Raw genomic sequence first — 17,568 nt, 5'->3', positions numbered from 1 at the left:
TCGGTCAATACGGCCTGACCGGGTTCTCCGAGAGCTTCGATCTCAGCCAGCCCCCGAACGCCTCCAGCACCGGATGGCTCGCTTTCGCGTGTTCGGAGACCAGGTAATAGGAACGCGGTGACTTGATCGCGATGTCGAACGGCCTGACCAGCCGGCCTTCGCTCAAGGCGCGCCGGCTGGTCAGTTCGTCGCCCATGGCAATGCCCTGGCCGGCGATCGCCGCCGAGAAGACGAGGTTCATGTCCGAAAAGAAGATGCCGCCCTCGGTGTCGGGGTTTTCCACCTTGGACAGCGCCAGCCAGCGCGCCCAGTCCTCGGTGTCGTCAAGGTGAAGCAGGTTGGCGCGCAGCACGTCCGCGGGCCGAGAAAAGCCGCCGACCTTGTTGAGCAGCGTCGGACTGCAGAGTGGCGTGAACGAGATTTCACAGAGCGGCTCGACGGCTCGGTTCGGCCAGTTGCCGACACCGAAAGCGATGAAGGCATCGGCGTCGGCATTGCTGACGTCGTCGAGCCGCCTGGGGGTCAGGATGCGCAGCGCCACGTCAGGGTACATCTGCCGGAACTCGCCGATATGGGTGCATAAAAACAACGAGGCGAAGCCCGGCGTGCAGGAGACGGCGAACGAGCCGCCGACGCCCGTGCCGGCATCGCGCGTCACCGCATCGCCAAGCACTGTCAGCGCCTTGCGCACGTCGCTGGCATAGCGCTGGCCGCGCGGCGTCAGCGCCACGCCCTTGCCGATGCGCTCAAGCAGGTCGAAGCCGAGATCGCGCTCCAGCAGACGCAGTTGATGGCTTACCGCGCTGCGGGTGAGGTGCAATTCGTCGGCAGCGCGCCAGACGCTGCCATGACGGGCGAAGCTGTCGAGGGCGCGCAGCGCCTGTGTGGAGGGAATTCTCAAGAGGTGAACCGAATTTGCACGAACCGGGAAAACATATCACTTTTTGGCGAGCCGCTTCACTGCTTTCTTTGACGCATGGACAAACCGGTGACGACATCAGCGCAGGAGACCGCGCTTGCCTGCCTGGACGGCATCCAGCCGTTGCTGTCGCAGTGGACGCGCACCATCTTCGATTTCGGCGAGACCGCATGGCGCGAATACCAGTCGGCCGCCTGGTATGTCGCGCGGCTGAAGCATGAGGGCTTTTCCGTCGAGGAAGGCTCGGGCGGCATGCCAACCGCGTTCTGCGCCCACTGGACGAATGGCGCCGGGCCGACGATCGGCCTTTATGCCGAATATGACGCGGTGCCCGGCAACTGCCAGGACGCAGTGACCGTGAAGCAGCCGCGGCCCGGCCTTGGCTTCGAGGCCGGGGGCCACACCGATCCGCATTCAGGGCTCGGCATGGCGAGCCTCGGCGGCCTGCTTGCCGTCAAGGCGGCCATGCAGCGGCACGGCATTGCCGGCACGTTGCGCTTCACCGGCGAGCCCGCCGAGAAGGTGCGCGGCTCGAAGCCGATCCACGCGGCCAAGGGCTATTATGACGGACTTGCCGGCATGATTTCGTTTCATCCCTTCTACATGCTGCCGCTCTGCAACACGGCGCGCTGGGACACGCATTGCGGTGCCGCCTATTCGATGATCTACCGCTTTGTGTGCGACGAACCCGAAAATTGGGTTCGCGCAGGCGACGGTGCACCGATCCCGCAGGCGCATTCGGCGGTGCGTGCGCCCGGCGCCAACGATGCGCTGATGACGATGTACATGGCCTCCAAGGCACTGCGCGATTCGATGCTGCCGCATCAGGGCGGCTGGTCGATCAGCGAGGCGATCCTGACCGCCGGCCAGGCCACCGCCGACAATCTGCCGGCGGGGCTGGCCGAGATCCAGTACATGATCCGCGTGCCTACGCTTCGCATGGCCGAACAGGTCACCGCCGTGCTCGATCGCAATGCCACGGCCGCCGCCGCGATCAGCGGCTGTCGATTCGAGCGTCACTGGGTATCGAAATCGCGGCCGGGGCTTGCCAACCACGCCATGGCCGAGATCGCCTATGCGGCGCTGTCGACGGTCGGGCCACCGCGCTGGGACGAAGCCGCCAAGGCGGTCGGGCGCGAAATCCAGGTCAATGCTGGAAATGCCGCGACCGAGAACCCGTTCATCGACGAGCTGGAACGACTGATCGACCCCAGGCAGGCCGAGGAAATCCTGCGCCGTGACCTGCCGCCGTCGCAGCTGAATTCGACCTCCGACGACTACACCGACATGAGCTGGCATGCGCCGACGGCGAGGTTCTATGTCGCCCGTCCGGCGTTGCGTTCGGCAAGCGGCCAGCCCTACCCGGGCTGGGTGATGAACGCGCTTGGCGGCATTACCGCGACGATCGATCCGATGGTCATCTGTGCGGCCAAGACGGTCGCGCTGGCGGCGCTGCGCTTGCTGGAGGACAAAACCGCCCGCGATGCGGCGATGGACGAGTTCGTCACCCGCACCGGCGGCGGCATCGGCGGTGCGAACTGGATCGCGCCGCTCTGCGACTACGACCCGCCGATCCATTTCCGCTGGCCCGAATATGTCACCACCGCGCGCGGCCGCGACTGGTGGATACCGAGCGGTCAACCCAACCAAACCGCATGATCAAAGCACGAGGAGAACCCCATGACCGTCCATGATCGCATCGTCGCCGAACCGTTCTCGCTGCAGCGCCGCAACCCGGCCGGCGGCACCAAGCCGCTGACCGTCTGGGGCTTCGCCAACGAAACCGACGTCTTGACCGACGTCCTGCTTGGCTCGCCGAATTTCCTGCGCCATCTGTCGACCAGTTCGCTGTCGCGCAAGCATCTGCGCGAGGCGCCCTGCAACGTCCAGATCGCGCAGGCGCAGCACAAGGACCTGGTCGCCGCCTATGAGCATTTCGGCGTCAGCATCCATTGGCACGAGCCGACGCCGGAACTGCCGATGCAGGTCTACTCGCGCGATTCCAGCGTGATGACGCCCTATGGCGCCATTATCACCGCCATGGCCAACTGGTGGCGGCGCGGCGAAAACTACGCCGCCATCCGCACCTACGAGAAACTCGGCATCCCGATCTACGATATGGTCACGGCGGGCACGTTCGAGGGTGGCGACTTCAACGTCATCGAGGACGGCGTGGTGCTGATCGGCTGCGGTGGCGCCCGCACGCAGGAGGAAGGCGCGCGCCAGGTGCAGGCCTGGTTCGAAAAGGAAGGCTGGGAGACACGCATCGCCTTCATCGACGAGTATTATGTCCATATCGACCTGATGGTGGTGCCGATCGCCGAGAAGCTCACTGCCGTCTGCCTCGCCTGCACCGAGCCCGGCATCGTCGACTGGCTGAAAGGCAAGGGCCACGAGATCATCGACGTGCCGTTCCAGGACACGATGGCACTCGGCTGCAACTTCATGTCGCTCGGCAAGGACCGGGTCATCGCGCCGACCTCCAGCCAAACGCTGATCGGCCAGCTCAAGGCGCGCGGCTTCGAGGTCGCGGCAGTCGACATGAGCGAGATCTCCAAGACCGGCGGCGGCATCCACTGCATGGCGCAGGCGCTGAAACGCGAAGCGGCCTGAGACCGCGCGCTCGCCAGTATCGGGAAGGCGGGCGCTTCGTTTGCCCTGGACGGGTCCATGATGCCGATCCGACGCGTTGTCCATGATCACAGGATGGACAACGCTTCGGATCAGTTTTACGAGTCGGCCCAACCAGCGGAGATGTTCGCCTCCCCCAATGAACAAGATCGATACCCACAACAGCAAGGGCAGTGACGAGCGCTCGACAGCCACCAGCCTCTCACGGCTTGGCACGAGGCTGAAGCTCTCCCGGCAGACACGGGGCCTGACCCTGAAGGCGCTCGCCACCTCCGCCAACTGCTCCGAGAGCCTGCTTTCCAAGGTCGAGAACGGCAAGGTCTCGCCCTCGCTTCCCATGCTCCACCGGCTTGTCGAGGTGCTCGGCACGAACATTGGCTGGATGTTCGAGGAGTCCGATGGCGAGGAAGGCATCGTCTTTCGAGCTGGAGCGCGGCCGTTGATCGCGCTCGATCCGCTCCGGCGCGGCGAAGGCATTTCGCTCGAGCGAGTCATCCCCTATTCGCCGGGCCATCTCCTGCAGTGCAATATCCATCATATCGAGGCGGGCGGTGAAAGCGCCGGCCCGATCCAGCATGCCGGCGAGGAAGTCGGCTATCTCCTGGAAGGCGCCATCGAACTGATGGTCGGTGAGAAGACGTTTCGCCTGTCCGCCGGAGATTCCTTCGTCTTCAATTCGGAACTCCCCCATTGGTACCGCAATGTCGGCGACGAACGCGCCAGCATTTTCTGGGTGAACACGCCCGCGACATTCTGACAGGCGGTCTCCCTTCGCCGACGCTAATTCAAGTCACTTGACAAGAAATCAAGTATCTTGAATTATGCCCATGCGCTCAGGCGCCATGTGAGCCCGATCAAGGGCCTTTTTCGCAAAACCAAGGGGAACCGGAATGCGTCTTACAAAGATCCTTTCAGGCTGCGCCGCGGCCATCGCCATGACCTTCGCGCTTGGTTCTGGCTCCGCCATGGCCGAGACCTATGCACTCGTCACCATCAACCAGCAGGCTCTTTTCTTCAACCAGATCAATGACGGTGCGACAGCCGCGGCGAAGGCCGCCGGCGTCGATCTCGTCATCTTCAACGCCAACAACGTGCCGAGCGCGCAGAACGACGCGATCGAGAACTACATCACCCAGAAGGTCGACGGCATCATTCTCGTCGCCATCGATGTCAACGGTGTGAAACCGGCGATCACCGCGGCCAAGGCCGCCGGCATTCCGGTCATTGCCATCGACGCGCAGATCCCGAATGGCGACAATGTCGCCTTCGTTGGTGTCGACAACACCAAGGCGGGCGAGGATATCGGCAAATTCTACGCCGACTACGTCAAGACCAAGATGAATGGAACCGCCAAGATCGGCGTTGTCGGCGCGCTCAATTCCTTCATCCAGAACCAGCGCCTCGACGGTTTCAAGAAGGCCGTCGCCGACAGCGGCCAGAAGGTCACCTTCCTCGATACGGTCGACGGTCAGAACGTGCAGGACGTCGCCCTTTCCGCCTCTGAAAACCTGATGACCGCCAATGCCGACATGACGACGCTCTATGCGACCGGCGAGCCGGCACTGCTCGGTGCGGTTTCCGCCGTCACCAGCCAGGGCCGCACCGGCGACGTCAAGGTGTTCGGATGGGACCTGACCAAATCGGCGGTGCAAGGTCTCGAGGAAGGCTGGGTGGTCGCTGTCGTCCAGCAGGATCCGGCTGGTGAAGGCAAGGCCGCCATCGAGGCCTTCGGCAAGCTCAAGAAGGGCGAGAAGATCGATCCGATCATCAATGTTCCGATCACCATCGTGACCAAGGAAAATGTCGGCCAGTTCAAGGACATGTTCAAGTAGTATCCTCCCCGGACCGCCGGGCCGCGCATCGACCTGATTGGTTGGCCGCGCGGCCCGACGACCGATTGAACATGTCGTCCTTCGAGAACTGGAACCATGATGAGCGATGGCGAGACCTACCGCGTCAGGATGACCGGTATTTCCAAACGATACGGCCCCATCCAGACGCTGGATGATGTTTCGCTGACATTGAAGCCCGGCGAGGTGCTCGGCCTGGTCGGCGACAACGGCGCCGGCAAATCCACTCTGAGCAAGGTCTTGTCCGGCGCGGTCATTCCCGATTCCGGCAGCATCGAGATCGACGGCAACGCCGTGTCCTTTTCCTCGCCGGCCGATGCCCGCGCCGCTCGGGTGGAGATGGTCTACCAGGACCTTTCGCTCTGCGACACGGTGGATGTGGCGGGCAATCTCTTTCTCGGCCGCGAACCGCGCCGCCACATTCTTGGCGTCCCCTTTCTCGACAACAGGCGCATGCATGGCGAGACGCGCGAGATGCTCGACCGGCTCGGCATCGTCATCGCCGATACCAGGCTCAAGGTCGAAAACCTCTCCGGCGGCCAGCGACAGTCGATCGCCATCGGCCGTGCCGCCTCCTTCGACCCGTCGGTGCTGATCATGGACGAACCGACGGCGGCGCTTGCGGTGGCGGAAGTCGAGGCGGTCCTGGAACTCATCCGCGCCGTCAGCGCCCGTGGCGTCAGCGTCATTCTCATCACCCATCGGCTGCAGGACCTGTTCCTGGTCTGCGACCGCATTCAGGTCATGTACGAGGGCCGCAATGTCGCCGAACGCAAGATCGGCGACACCAGCATCGAGGAGGTCGTCAACCTGATCGTCGGCCGGAAATTCAATGCGCGGTCGGCGCGTGCCAGCCGCGATGAGGGGGTACGGCCATGAACGCCACCTCGCCATCCGCCGAGCTTGGCGTTTCGCCGCCCAAGCGCGCCCACAAGGGTACATGGAAGGATGTGGCGATAGCCAATGGCAGCGTCGTCTCCATCGCGCTGTTCTTCATCGTCGTCTGCGTGATCTTCTCGCTGGTCACCGGTTCCTTCCTGACGACGCCCAATCTGCTCAACATCGTTCGCCAGTCGGCGCCGCTGCTGATCGTCGCGGCGGCGATGACCTTCGTCATAACCACCGGCGGCATCGATCTCTCGGTCGGCTCGGTGCTGGCGCTGACGGCGACGCTCTCGGCCGTCGCCCTCCAAGCTGGCCTGCCGTGGCCGCTGGTCGTCGTCGCCATGCTGGCGCTTGGAGCGGCGATCGGCGCCTTGCAAGGCTTCTTCATCGCCTATGAGCGCATACCGGCCTTCATCGTCACGCTTGCCGGGCTTTCCGTCATCCGCGGCGTGGCGCTGCTGATCACCGGCGGCTATTCGATCCCGGTCGAGCCGACCAGCTTCTTCGTCAACATCGGCAGGGCCTGGTTCCTCGGTGTGCCGGTGCCGGCGCTGCTCGCCCTTCTCGTCCTGATCGTCGCCTATCTCGCCTTCAACCAGACGCCGTTCGGCCGCTATGTCACCGGCATCGGGGCCAATGCCGAAGCCGTGCGCCGCGCCGGTGTCGACACGCGCTTCATGACGCTCTTCGTCTACATCCTGTCGGGCATGGCGGCGGCGGTCGCCGGTGTCATCCTGGCGGCCCGGCTCGGCTCCGGCTCATCGAATTCCGGCCAGGGTTTCGAGCTCGATGTCATCGCCGCCGTGGTGCTTGGCGGCACCAGCCTGTTCGGCGGGCGCGGCACGATCATCGGCACCATACTCGGCGCGCTGACCGTCGCGGTCATCGGCAACGGCCTGATCCTGGCACATATGTCGCCCTTCCTGACGCCGATCGTTACCGGCACAATCATTCTCGTTGCCATCTGGCTGAATTTCCGGCTGTTCAAGGGCGCAACGCGGAGCCGCTGACATGGATCATCTGTTCGACGACACGCCAAGGCAAAGGGCGCCGATCGGTGTTCGCTCCGGCACCGTGATGACGGTTACCGGCCCGGTCGCGATCGCCGACATGGGCGTGACGCTGATGCATGAGCATATCCTGCTCGATGGCTCGACATCCTGGAAATGCCCTTGTCATCCCGACGAGAAGAATATCGCCGAGCAGCCGGTCAGCATGGAGATCATCGGCGAGCTGCGGATGAACCCCTACATGAACCGCGACAACGTCTCGCTCGACGACAGCGACCTGGCGCTTTCGGAGTTGGCGAAGTACAGGGCGCTCGGCGGCCACACCGTCGTCGATGCGACCAATATCGGCATCGGCCGCGATCCGGTGAAGCTGGCGCGCATCGCCCGCAGTTCCGGATTGCGGATCGTCATGGGCACGGGTTTCTACCTGCAGCACACCCACCCCGACTGGCTGAAGGCGATGGACGTCGACGATGTCACCGAATTCCTCGTCAACGACGTCGGCGGCGGGGCGGTGCAGCCCGAGATCATGGCCGGTATCATCGGCGAGGTCGGCGTCAGCAAGGATTTCACCGACGAGGAACGCAAGTCGCTGCGGGCTTCGGCGCGCGCGGCCAGGATAACCGGCGTGCCGCTGACCATCCACCTGCCCGGCTGGGAACGGCTGGCGCATGACGTGCTAGACGTCGTCGAGGCGGAAGGCGCCGATCTCAGGCACACGGTGCTTTGCCATATGAATCCGAGCCACGACGATCTCGCCTACCAGAGAAGCCTTGCCGCGCGCGGCGCCTTCCTGGAATACGACATGATCGGCATGGATTTCTATTATGCGGACCAGGATGCGCAGTCGCCTTCGGATGAGCAGAATGCGCAGGCAATCCGCTCGCTGATCGACATGGGTCTGGTCGATCGGCTTCTTCTGTCGCAGGACGTGTTTTTGAAGATCATGCTGACGCGCTTTGGCGGCTTCGGCTACGGCTTCCTCCTCAAGCATTTCGTGCCGAGACTGAAACGCCATGGCGTCGAGCAGTCGGCCATCGACCGCATGCTCATCGACAATCCAAAGACCGTGTTCGCCGAAGGCCCCTGAGCCCGCGGATCAACACAATCAAGGGAGTATACATGTCCAGGAAGAAAGTTCTTCTCGCAGGCGAGTCCTGGGTCTCGACCGCGACCCATATCAAGGGCTTCGACCAGTTTCCGACCGTGACCTATCACACCGGCGCCGATGAACTGCTGGCCGCGCTGAAGGACGGTCCGTTCGACGTCACCTTCATGCCGGCGCATGAGGCGCAGCGGAATTTCCCGCAGACCATGGACGCGCTTTCAGCCTATGACGCGGTCGTGCTTTCCGATCTCGGCGCCAACACGCTGTTGCTTCACCCCGACACCTGGATCCATTCCAAGCCGACGCCGAACCGGCTGCGCCTGCTGCGTGAGTATGTCGGCAATGGCGGCGGCCTGCTGATGTTCGGCGGCTATTACAGCTTCCAGGGCATCAACGGCGGCGCGCGCTATCACAAGACGCCGGTCGAGGACGTCCTGCCGGTGACGTGCCTGCCTATCGACGACCGTGTCGAGGTTCCGGAGGGCTATGCGCCGGCCGTCGTCGGTCCGCAGGATCATCCAATTCTCAGGGGCCTGGGCAAGGATTGGCCGATCCTGCTCGGCTTCAATGAGGTCACGGTCAAGGACGAGGCGGAGGTTCTGGCCACCGTGTCATCCGACTACCGTTCCCTGCCGCTGCTGGTAACCGGCAAATACGGCAAGGGCCGGACCGTCGCCTGGACCTCGGATGTCGGCCCGCACTGGCTGCCTCCGGGCTTCATCGCCTGGGGCGGCTACAAGACACTGTTCGAGCAGATGCTGGGCTGGGCAACGGCCAAGGACTAGCAAGGGATTAGCCATGCGCGTCCATGTCCTCGGCAATGTCTGCGTCGATACGACGTTTCGGCTGGACCGGTTCCCGCGGCCGGGCGAGACGCTGAACGCATCGGAACATGCCGACGGACTTGGCGGCAAGGGCGCGAACCAGGCGGTGGCTGCCGCGCGCACCGGAGCCGACGTCCGGTTCTGGACGCCGATCGGCAATGATGCCGCCGGGGCATGGATAAGGGAACAATTGCGCCGCGACCTCGACACCAGCCATCTGACGATGCTGCCCAGGGAGAGCGACCGTTCGACGATCATGGTCGATGCGCGGGGCGAGAACCTCATCGTCACCGGTGCCAGTTGCGCCACTGCCTTCGATCCCCTGGCAGAGAGTGGTTTCGCGGCCTCGATCGAACGCGGCGACATCGTCGTGATGCAGGGCAATCTCCATCCGAATGCAACGACTGCCTGTCTGCGGGCGGCGCATGGCGCTGGCGCCATGACCATCTTCAATCCGAGCCCGCTTGCAACTGGTGCGATGCCGCATTTGAGCGACGTCAGCCTCGTCATCGCCAATGCGGGCGAAGCGGCGCAACTGACCGGAACCGGCGATCCTGACGCGGCAGCCCGCGAGCTGATCCGTCGAGGCGCAGGCACCGCTATCGTGACGCTTGGGGCGCTTGGCTGCCTCGTCGCCGATGGTGAAGGACGGATCGAGCGGATCATGGCGCCCAAGGTGGCTGTGACGGACACCAGCGGCGCGGGTGACGTGTTTTGCGGTTGCCTCGCCGGCTGCCTTGCCGCCGGCATGGATCTCGCTGCAGCGGCCAGGATTGCGGTTCGCGCTGCGGCCATCTCGGTCGGACGCGCCGGAACGCTCGGCTCCTGCCCCGACAGGCAGGAGATGAAAACGCTCATGGAAACGACGGAAGCGGAAACCGCATGACAAAATCCCCTAAATCCATCGGCTCCAAGCAGGGCGAGAACGACGCGCTGCGATCGATCTTCGGCAGAAGCAAGGTGGTGATCGGCGTCGTCCATCTCGCACCCCTGCCGGGCGCGCCGCGCTATGATGGCGAGGCGGTCGAGGCCATCTACCAACGCGGCCTCGACGATGCCAAAGCATATCTCGATGGCGGTTGCGACGGCGTGATCGTCGAGAACCACGGCGACGTGCCGTTCGCCAAGCCAGATGACATCGGCCCCGAAACCTCCGCCTACATGTCCGTCGTCGCCGACCGTATCCGCCGCGAGCTTGGCCGGCCGGTCGGCATCAACGTGCTCGCCAATGCCGCCATTCCCGCGCTGTCGATCGCCAGTGCCTCCGGTTCCTCCTTTGTGCGCGTCAATCAATGGGCCAACGCCTATGTCGCCAATGAGGGCTTTATCGAAGGCGAAGCGGCGCGCGCCATGCGCTTCCGTGCCCGGCTTCGGGCCAACGGCATCCGCATCTTCGCCGATGCGCATGTCAAGCATGGCGCCCATGCGATCGTCGGCGACCGGCCGGTCGAGGAACAGGTCAAGGACCTGGTGTTCTTCGACGCCGATGCGGTCATCGCCACTGGACAGCGCACCGGCCATGCCACCGACCTCGGCTATATCAGGATGATCAAGGACGCGGCCGGATTGCCGACCCTTGTCGGCAGCGGGGTGACGCCCGACAATGCCAACGACATCCTCGACATCGTCGACGGCGTCATTGTCGCGAGTTCCCTGAAGCAGGACGGGGTCTGGTGGAACCAGGTCGACCCGCAACGGGTGAGCGCCTTCATCCGTGGCCTCAAGCGATGAGGCTTGCGCCGCAGATCGACGGCGAAAGACTGCTCCGACGGCTCGACACGTTCGCCCGGATCGGCGCGACGCCGGCCGGGGGCGTTAACCGGCAGGCGTTCAGCGTCGAGGATCGGAGCGCCCGGCGCCTGCTGGCGGAGCTGGCGCTGGAGCGCGGATTCACCGTTTTCCAGGACGGGATCGCGAACCTCTTCATCCGTCGCGAGGGCGCGGACGCAGCACTGCCGCCGCTCCTGATCGGCAGCCATCTCGACAGCCAGCCAACGGGCGGCCGCTTCGATGGGGCGCTCGGGACGCTTTCCGCCTTCGAGGTTCTCGAAGCCCTCGAGGACGTGAAGGCTGAGACCCGTATGCCGATCGAGGTCGTCGCCTGGGCCAATGAAGAGGGCAGCCGCTTCGCCCCGGGCGTGATGGGCTCCATGGCGTTCACCGGCGCCGACACCGCCGCATGGAAATCGATCGTCGGCAGCAACGGTGCCTCCCTCGCAAAGGAACTCGACGCGACGATCGCAGCCTTGCCGGAAGCTGCCCTGCGTCCGATCGGCATGCCGATATCAGGTTACATCGAGCTGCATATCGAACAGGGGCCTTCCCTGGAAAAGGAGCAGTTGCCTATCGGTGTCGTGACAGCCGTCCAGGGCACGCGCTGGCTGGAGGTTTCCATCGAGGGCACCGCCGGTCACGCCGGCACCACGGGCCTTGCCTACCGCAGGGATCCGATGGTCGCCGCGATTGCCGCCATACACAGGCTGCAGACGACAATCATGCCGCTCGACAGCAGCGCGCGGCTGACCGTAGGCCGGATCGCCGCTCAGCCAGGATCGATCAACGCCATACCGCAGTCGGTGACCTTCACCGTCGACCTCAGGCATCCGCGGCCTGAGCGGCTTGATGCCATCGAGGCCGAGGCGCGCCAGGCCTGCACGGCCGAGGCGGAGGCACAGGGCTGCATGGCAACGATCAAACGATCCTTCGACATGCCCGGCGCGGCTTTCTCCGCCGATATGATCAAGATCATCGAAGACGCCGTCAGGTCGCAGGGGCTGTCGCACAAGCAGATGATATCAGGCGCCTTCCATGACGCGCTGTTCATCGCCCGCGTGGCGCCCGCCGCGATGATCTTCGTGCCGTGCCGCGATGGGCTCAGCCACAATGAGGCGGAATATGTGGAGCCCGCGGACGCGATCACCGGCGCGCGGGTTCTGCTGCAGGCGACCATCGCGGCGGCTTCGTCGCTCGAACTGCGGCGATAATCATTTCCAACAAAGCTCGCGGCTGTGTCCTCGCCGCCCTTGTGAGCGCCGGCAAAATGGATGAATAGTCAGGACAGGGCGCGGCCCTGAAATTGCCTGCTTGCGGCTTTCAGGTTGCGTCACAGCCGAGCCGGGTTTTTGAATGGTCGATCCTGAGCCACGCAAGAGAAGAGGTCCGCTCGCCGCCCGGCTGCTGGCGCTGGACGCTTGGCTCGATTCCTCGCTCTACGAGATCGGGTTCAAGGCGCGCCAGTTCTGGGAAGCCGCGACGATCTTCTCGCGGCGTTTCCGGCTCAAGGGCTGGCGCCGCGGCATCGTCGAACTCTTGAGCGAAGGTTTTACGCTCGGTGCCGGCGGCATCGTCGTCATGCTGGCGCTGGCCATTCCGGCCTTCCAGGACACTTCGGGCGACTGGCGGGCGCAGGGCGACTTCGCCGTCACCTTCCTCGACCGTTACGGCAACGAGATCGGCCAGCGCGGCATCATCCAGCGCGATTCCGTGCCGGTCGACGAGATGCCCGATCATGTCATCAAGGCGGTGCTCGCCACCGAGGATCGCCGCTTTTTCGACCATTACGGCATCGACGTGCTCGGCCTTTCCAGGGCCATCTTCGAGAATGTGCGGGCGAATTCGGTCGTCCAGGGCGGCTCCAGCATCACCCAGCAGCTGGCCAAGAACCTGTTCCTGACCAATGAGCGGACCTTCGAGCGCAAGATCAAGGAAGCCTTCCTGTCGCTGTGGCTCGAGGCCAATCTGTCGAAGAAGGAAATCCTGCAGCTCTATCTCGACCGCGCCTATATGGGCGGCGGCACGTTCGGCATCGAGGCGGCGGCGGATTTCTATTTCGGCAAGAGCGTCAAGGACCTGAACCTTGCCGAAGCCGCCATGCTGGCCGGCCTGTTCAAGGCGCCGACCAAATATGCGCCGCACATCAACCTGCCGGCGGCGCGTGCGCGCGCCAATGTGGTGCTGTCCAACCTCGTCGATTCCGGCTTCATGACCGAGGGCCAGGTGCTGCAGGCCAGGCTGCATCCCGCCGACGTCGTCGATCGCGGCGAACAGAAGAGCCCCGATTACTACCTCGACTGGGCCTTCGACGAGGTCAAGAAGATCGCCAAGCCTGGCCAGCATTCGCTGGTTGCCCACACCACCTTCGACGCCAACATCCAGAAGGCGGCGGAGGAGTCGGTCGAGTTCCACCTGCGCCAGTTCGGCAAGGAGTACAACGTCACCGAGGGTGCCGTGGTGGTCATCGAGACCAACGGCGCGGTGCGGGCGATCGTCGGCGGCCGCGACTACGGCGCCAGCCAGTTCAACCGCGCCACCAAGGCGCTGCGCCAGACCGGCTCGTCGTTCAAGCCCTATGTCTACGCCACGGCGATGGAACACGGTTTTACGCCGAACTCGATCATCTCGGGCGGGCCGATCAGCTGGGGCAACTGGTCGCCGCACAATTACAGCGGCGAGTCGGCTGGCAACATCACGTTGCTGATGGCGATGGCGAAGTCGATCAACACGGTGCCGGTGCGACTGGCCAAGGACCATCTCGGCATCGCTCCCATCAAGGCGATGGCGGAAGCGTTTGGCGTGGAATCGCCGCTCGAGGGACACAAGACGATGGTGCTCGGCACTTCGGGCATGACCGTGATGGACCAGGCGACCGGCTACAGCGTGTTTGCCCAGAACGGCTTCGTCGGCTCCAGGCATGGCATCACGCAGCTCGTCACCCGTACTGGCGACGTGGTGTATGACTGGACCAAGGACGCGCCGCCGCCGCATCGGGTGCTCTCCGAGCAGGCGTTGAAATCCATGAACACCATGCTGACGGCCGTACCGGTGATAGGCACGGCGCGGCGCGCACAGATCCCCAACATCGTCGTCGCCGGCAAGACCGGCACGACGCAATCCTACCGCGACGCCTGGTTTGTCGGCTTCACCGGCAACTACACGGCGGCCGTGTGGCTGGGCAACGATGACTTCACCCCCACCAAGAATATGACCGGCGGCTCGCTGCCGGCGATGGTTTGGCAGCGGCTGATGGTTTACGCGCACCAGAACATCGACTTGAAGCCGATCCCCGGCATCGACAAGCCGTTCGTCGACGAGGAGATCGCGGCCAAGGCGGCGGAAGCGCAGAAGAAGAGCGAGGATCAGGCGGCAGCCGAAGCAGCCGCCGAACGCCCGCCGGTTCTGTCCAGCCGAACCACGCAGACGCTGAGGGACATGACCCAACTGTTCCAGACGGCCCCCAGGCTCGACACCTCCACCACGCCCGAAACGCTTTCGGCATTGTAACACCGCCACGGCGCGAACCGGGCCTGCAGGCAAATCCATCTCGCCGGCTTGCCACGAGGCCCCGCGCCGCGATATCCCCGAGCGGCAATCCTCTGTGAACCCGGCCCTTCATGCTCAAAAATGCCTTCCTGATGCTGCTCTCGCTTGCCATAGCCATTGGCGGCGGCGGCGCCAGCGTCTGGTATGCGCTGAAGATCCAGGACGGTGTCGGCGCGATCAGGATCGGCCAATGGACCGCTTTTCCCGACATCGGCACGCCGGCCGCGGACCCCTACTCCAAGGCGCGCGTGGCACGCGAGGGCGTGCTTGCGCTCGGTCGCGCGGAAGGTCTGTCCTTCGTCGCGGAAAATGACGCTGCCGGGGACCAGCTCAAGCGGCAATGCACCTACACGATAGAGGGAGGGTTTCCGACCGCCCGCTTCTGGACGCTTTATGCCGCCGATCAATCGCTCGGCGTCGTCGAAACCGGCAAACCGCGACTTGCGGCACTTCAGTCCTACGAGGTGGTTCGCCAGCCCGACAATTCGGTGATCATTTCCGCCGGCCATCGCCCAATGCCCGGCAACTGGCTTCTGACCGACGGTTCTGGGCGGATGTATTTCGTCCTCACTTTCTACGACACGCCGATCGCCAGCAGCACCGGCCTGTCCGACGTCTCGCTGCCCAGGATCGTGAAGGTGGGCTGCGATGCGTAGCGTTTATGCCGCGATGCGCAGGCTCTTTTACGCTGTCCTGCTCGGCCTCGTCGGCGCCGGCATCGTGCACATCGTCGTCTTGCTTCTGGTGCCGGAATTCTCGGAACGTGACGCCTGGTCGCGTCTTTCCATGGCCTCGGATCTCTACAGGATGAACCGGCTCGATGCCGAGGCCGGCGGCGCGCCGGTGGTGAAATCGGTCGACCCGCTGTTTTATGCCACGGCCTGCCGTTTCGACCTTGACGAGGGAATTGTCCGGATCAGGGCGCCGGGAAACGTGCCCTTCTGGTCGGTGTCGGTCTATGACCGCAGCGGCCACAACATCTATTCCTTCAACGATCATACCGCGACAGGCGGCAAACTGGATGCCGTGGTGCTGACACCGGCGCAGATGATCGACGTGCGCAAGGATCTTCCCGAGGATATGCAGGGAGCGATCTTCGTCGAGGCGCCGATCAACGAGGGCATTTTCGTCATCCGCAGCTTCGTGCCGGACGACAGCTGGAAGCCCATCGTGTCGCGCTTTCTCGATCAGAGTTCCTGCGAGCTGCAGGACTTCTAGCGCCGCCTAGATCCGTTTAAGCACCGCGCTTCAATGGTGCGGAACAGGCTTCGTCCGCGATGATCCCGGCGTGTCCGGATCTACAGGCCGCACCTCGCCGGCCTGGGGCCGCTCGTAGCGGATGCCGGGAAAGATGATCACCGCCGCCGGTATTTCGGTGGCTTGCTTTACTCGATTGGTCGGTGCCGTTCGCGGCACGAAAGACAGTACCATGCCCATGATTCGCGCATTCCTCTCGGTTTCCCCGGAGCACAACGCAACGCCTCCAAATGTTATTAAGGCCGGCAGAGGGTTAACGGAGCGCTAACGGATCATCGCTAACTTGATCTTTGTTCCGAGGTCAGCACGTTCTGACCGAGGCAATCGCGAAACCGGCACAGCCTGGTTGAGCGTGGCAAAGTGTGTATCGAGTATCGGGCGTATCCTTCGTGTCATCTTCGGACTTCAGGCAAATCGCTGTTCGAACGGAATCGGGAAGGGCCGAAAGGCTGTTCCGCGCCGCGGTGTCGGCATTCTGCTCACTGACCCGCCCGTCACGCCGCGAGATCGGCCAGCTCGAGGACCTGACGCTGCCGCTGTTCGACGATGTGTCCCTTGAATCGCGACGCTACGTGGCAGCCGCCCTTTCCGAATGCGAATATGCGCCCGCCGCGCTGGTGCGCCGCCTGTGCGAGGAACCGGTCGACGTCGCCGCGCCGCTGCTCATCCGCTCGCGCGCGGTCAGTGACATCGACCTCATCGCGCTGATCGGCCGGCATGGGCTGCCGCACGCACGCGCCATCGCGCGGCGCAAGGATCTGAACCCGACCATCGCCGACCTGATCAGGGCGCTTGAAAGACCCACCCTGGTGCGCGTGCGCGATCCAGAGGCGCAAGCTCCAACGGTGCCGATCGCGGCCGCCGTCGACGCGGACGTGGCGCAAGACAGTGCGGCAGCACAACAGGCCTCCGGCGTTGCCGCCGAGAATGCACGGCGCAGGCTGCGCTCTATGATGCGCACCGGCGACGAGGCCCTGGCGGCGCAGGTCGATGCATTCCCTGGCTCGGATACCTATGTCAAACTGCGCGAGACGGCACTGACGGGAAACGCCGCCTTCTTCCAGACCGCGCTTGCGGATGCCCTCGACATCGATTTCTCGACCGCACGATCGCTGACCGCCAACCAGAATTATGCGCCGCTGCTTGCGGCGCTGCGCTCGCTCGATTTCAGCGAGGACCGGGCATTCCTGATCACGGTCGCCGTCTATCCCGGCCTGTTCCCGCATCCGCAGGCGATCCGCACCTACCTCGACCGCTACCGGCTGCTGCATCGCGACGTGGCGCTGGAGAGGGTGCGGGGCTGGAAGGCCGAAACGCTGCATAAAGCGGTTCGCGAGGCCGCGCCTGCAAACGGCGACAGCCGCACGGCATCGAACAGCGACGATGCCGTGACGCCCTCCGGCCTCAGGGCATCTTCACGGAAATAAGCTCCTCGACGGAGATGGCGCCGGCCTCGATTTCGACCACCCAAATGTCGGGATCGAACTTCTTTTCCCTTTCGAGGCGCGCGTCTAGCACGGCGGCATCGTCGCCGGCGGCCAGCAGGGTGAAGAAGCGATCGTCGGGCATGGCCGAATCGTAGCTGGTCTGCGGCGCCGGTCCATAGAGGGCCATTTCACCCATCCTGTCCCGCGCCAGCACGAAAACAGCGCCTGCCTCGGTCGCGCCGCGCTTGACCACGGCGGCAAATCCGCCGGCACTGAAAATCCGGCGCAACAGGGCCGAAACCCACAGATCCGATGTGACGCGCATGAAAACTCCGCAA

Annotated in this window: 18 protein-coding genes; 15 read left to right on the top strand and 3 right to left on the bottom strand. The window is 64.2% G+C overall.

What is annotated here, in order from left to right:
* Positions 1-4 precede the first annotated feature (4 nt).
* Positions 5-901 carry a LysR substrate-binding domain-containing protein gene (locus tag FJ978_RS27800; RefSeq protein ID WP_140575793.1) on the bottom strand — a complete coding sequence of 299 codons (897 nt, stop codon included), beginning with the start codon at positions 899-901 and terminating at the stop codon, positions 5-7.
* A gap of 75 nt (positions 902-976) precedes the next feature.
* Here FJ978_RS27800 and FJ978_RS27795 point away from each other — a divergent pair, with 75 nt between their 5' ends.
* The 14 genes from FJ978_RS27795 to FJ978_RS27730 all read left to right on the top strand — a co-directional run bounded on the left by FJ978_RS27795 (position 977) and on the right by FJ978_RS27730 (position 15,764).
* Positions 977-2,578, top strand: a complete 1,602-nt coding sequence (locus FJ978_RS27795) for an amidohydrolase (protein ID WP_181176732.1) — start codon at positions 977-979, stop codon at positions 2,576-2,578.
* Between the two features lie 21 nt (positions 2,579-2,599).
* Positions 2,600-3,532, top strand: coding sequence for a dimethylarginine dimethylaminohydrolase family protein (locus FJ978_RS27790; RefSeq protein ID WP_013896444.1), 933 nt, complete (start codon positions 2,600-2,602; stop codon positions 3,530-3,532).
* Between the two features lie 157 nt (positions 3,533-3,689).
* Entirely contained in the window at positions 3,690-4,307 is a 618-nt protein-coding gene (locus tag FJ978_RS27785; RefSeq protein ID WP_013896445.1) for a cupin domain-containing protein, read from the top strand.
* 133 nt (positions 4,308-4,440) lie between these two features.
* A complete protein-coding gene (locus FJ978_RS27780; RefSeq protein WP_013896446.1) occupies positions 4,441-5,382 on the top strand; it encodes a substrate-binding domain-containing protein in 942 nt (313 codons plus the stop codon).
* Positions 5,383-5,481: 99 nt separating this feature from the next.
* The gene (locus FJ978_RS27775) at positions 5,482-6,279 is read left to right on the top strand and encodes an ATP-binding cassette domain-containing protein (RefSeq protein WP_140575790.1); all 798 of its coding nucleotides are present in this window, start codon (positions 5,482-5,484) and stop codon (positions 6,277-6,279) included.
* The gene (locus tag FJ978_RS27770) at positions 6,276-7,295 is read left to right on the top strand and encodes an ABC transporter permease (protein WP_140575789.1); all 1,020 of its coding nucleotides are present in this window, start codon (positions 6,276-6,278) and stop codon (positions 7,293-7,295) included. Before FJ978_RS27775 ends, FJ978_RS27770 begins: the two co-directional genes overlap by 4 nt.
* A gap of 1 nt (position 7,296) precedes the next feature.
* Entirely contained in the window at positions 7,297-8,385 is a 1,089-nt protein-coding gene (locus FJ978_RS27765; RefSeq protein ID WP_140575787.1) for a phosphotriesterase, read from the top strand.
* Between the two features lie 32 nt (positions 8,386-8,417).
* Entirely contained in the window at positions 8,418-9,188 is a 771-nt protein-coding gene (locus tag FJ978_RS27760) for a glutamine amidotransferase (RefSeq protein ID WP_140575786.1), read from the top strand.
* Between the two features lie 13 nt (positions 9,189-9,201).
* The gene (locus FJ978_RS27755; RefSeq protein WP_140575784.1) at positions 9,202-10,113 is read left to right on the top strand and encodes a ribokinase; all 912 of its coding nucleotides are present in this window, start codon (positions 9,202-9,204) and stop codon (positions 10,111-10,113) included.
* The gene (locus FJ978_RS27750) at positions 10,110-10,958 is read left to right on the top strand and encodes a BtpA/SgcQ family protein (protein WP_140575782.1); all 849 of its coding nucleotides are present in this window, start codon (positions 10,110-10,112) and stop codon (positions 10,956-10,958) included. The genes FJ978_RS27755 and FJ978_RS27750 overlap by 4 nt, the downstream gene beginning before the upstream one ends.
* Positions 10,955-12,211, top strand: a complete 1,257-nt coding sequence (locus tag FJ978_RS27745) for a Zn-dependent hydrolase (protein WP_140575780.1) — start codon at positions 10,955-10,957, stop codon at positions 12,209-12,211. Before FJ978_RS27750 ends, FJ978_RS27745 begins: the two co-directional genes overlap by 4 nt.
* A gap of 142 nt (positions 12,212-12,353) precedes the next feature.
* Positions 12,354-14,507, top strand: coding sequence for a penicillin-binding protein 1A (locus FJ978_RS27740; RefSeq protein WP_140575779.1), 2,154 nt, complete (start codon positions 12,354-12,356; stop codon positions 14,505-14,507).
* 110 nt (positions 14,508-14,617) lie between these two features.
* Positions 14,618-15,202, top strand: coding sequence for a DUF1214 domain-containing protein (locus FJ978_RS27735; RefSeq protein WP_140575777.1), 585 nt, complete (start codon positions 14,618-14,620; stop codon positions 15,200-15,202).
* Complete coding sequence (locus FJ978_RS27730) at positions 15,195-15,764, top strand: DUF1254 domain-containing protein (RefSeq protein ID WP_013896456.1); 570 nt, start codon at positions 15,195-15,197, stop codon at positions 15,762-15,764. Before FJ978_RS27735 ends, FJ978_RS27730 begins: the two co-directional genes overlap by 8 nt.
* Before the next feature lie 30 nt (positions 15,765-15,794).
* On the opposite strand, the gene FJ978_RS27725 is transcribed toward FJ978_RS27730, so the two are convergent.
* The gene (locus tag FJ978_RS27725; RefSeq protein WP_140575776.1) at positions 15,795-15,983 is read right to left on the bottom strand and encodes a hypothetical protein; all 189 of its coding nucleotides are present in this window, start codon (positions 15,981-15,983) and stop codon (positions 15,795-15,797) included.
* 209 nt (positions 15,984-16,192) lie between these two features.
* Here FJ978_RS27725 and FJ978_RS27720 point away from each other — a divergent pair, with 209 nt between their 5' ends.
* Complete coding sequence (locus FJ978_RS27720) at positions 16,193-17,230, top strand: hypothetical protein (RefSeq protein WP_140575774.1); 1,038 nt, start codon at positions 16,193-16,195, stop codon at positions 17,228-17,230.
* Here FJ978_RS27720 and FJ978_RS27715 read toward each other — a convergent pair.
* Entirely contained in the window at positions 17,208-17,555 is a 348-nt protein-coding gene (locus FJ978_RS27715) for a DUF1491 family protein (RefSeq protein WP_140575772.1), read from the bottom strand. The genes FJ978_RS27720 and FJ978_RS27715 overlap by 23 nt on opposite strands.
* Between the last annotated feature and the right edge of the window lie 13 nt (positions 17,556-17,568).

Origin of the sequence: Mesorhizobium sp. B1-1-7, from assembly GCF_006442705.1 — a bacterium.
In the GTDB taxonomy this organism is placed as follows: Bacteria; Pseudomonadota; Alphaproteobacteria; order Rhizobiales; family Rhizobiaceae; genus Mesorhizobium; species Mesorhizobium opportunistum.
Note: the sequence above shows the minus strand (reverse complement) of the source record. Positions and strands in the feature narration are given on the sequence as shown.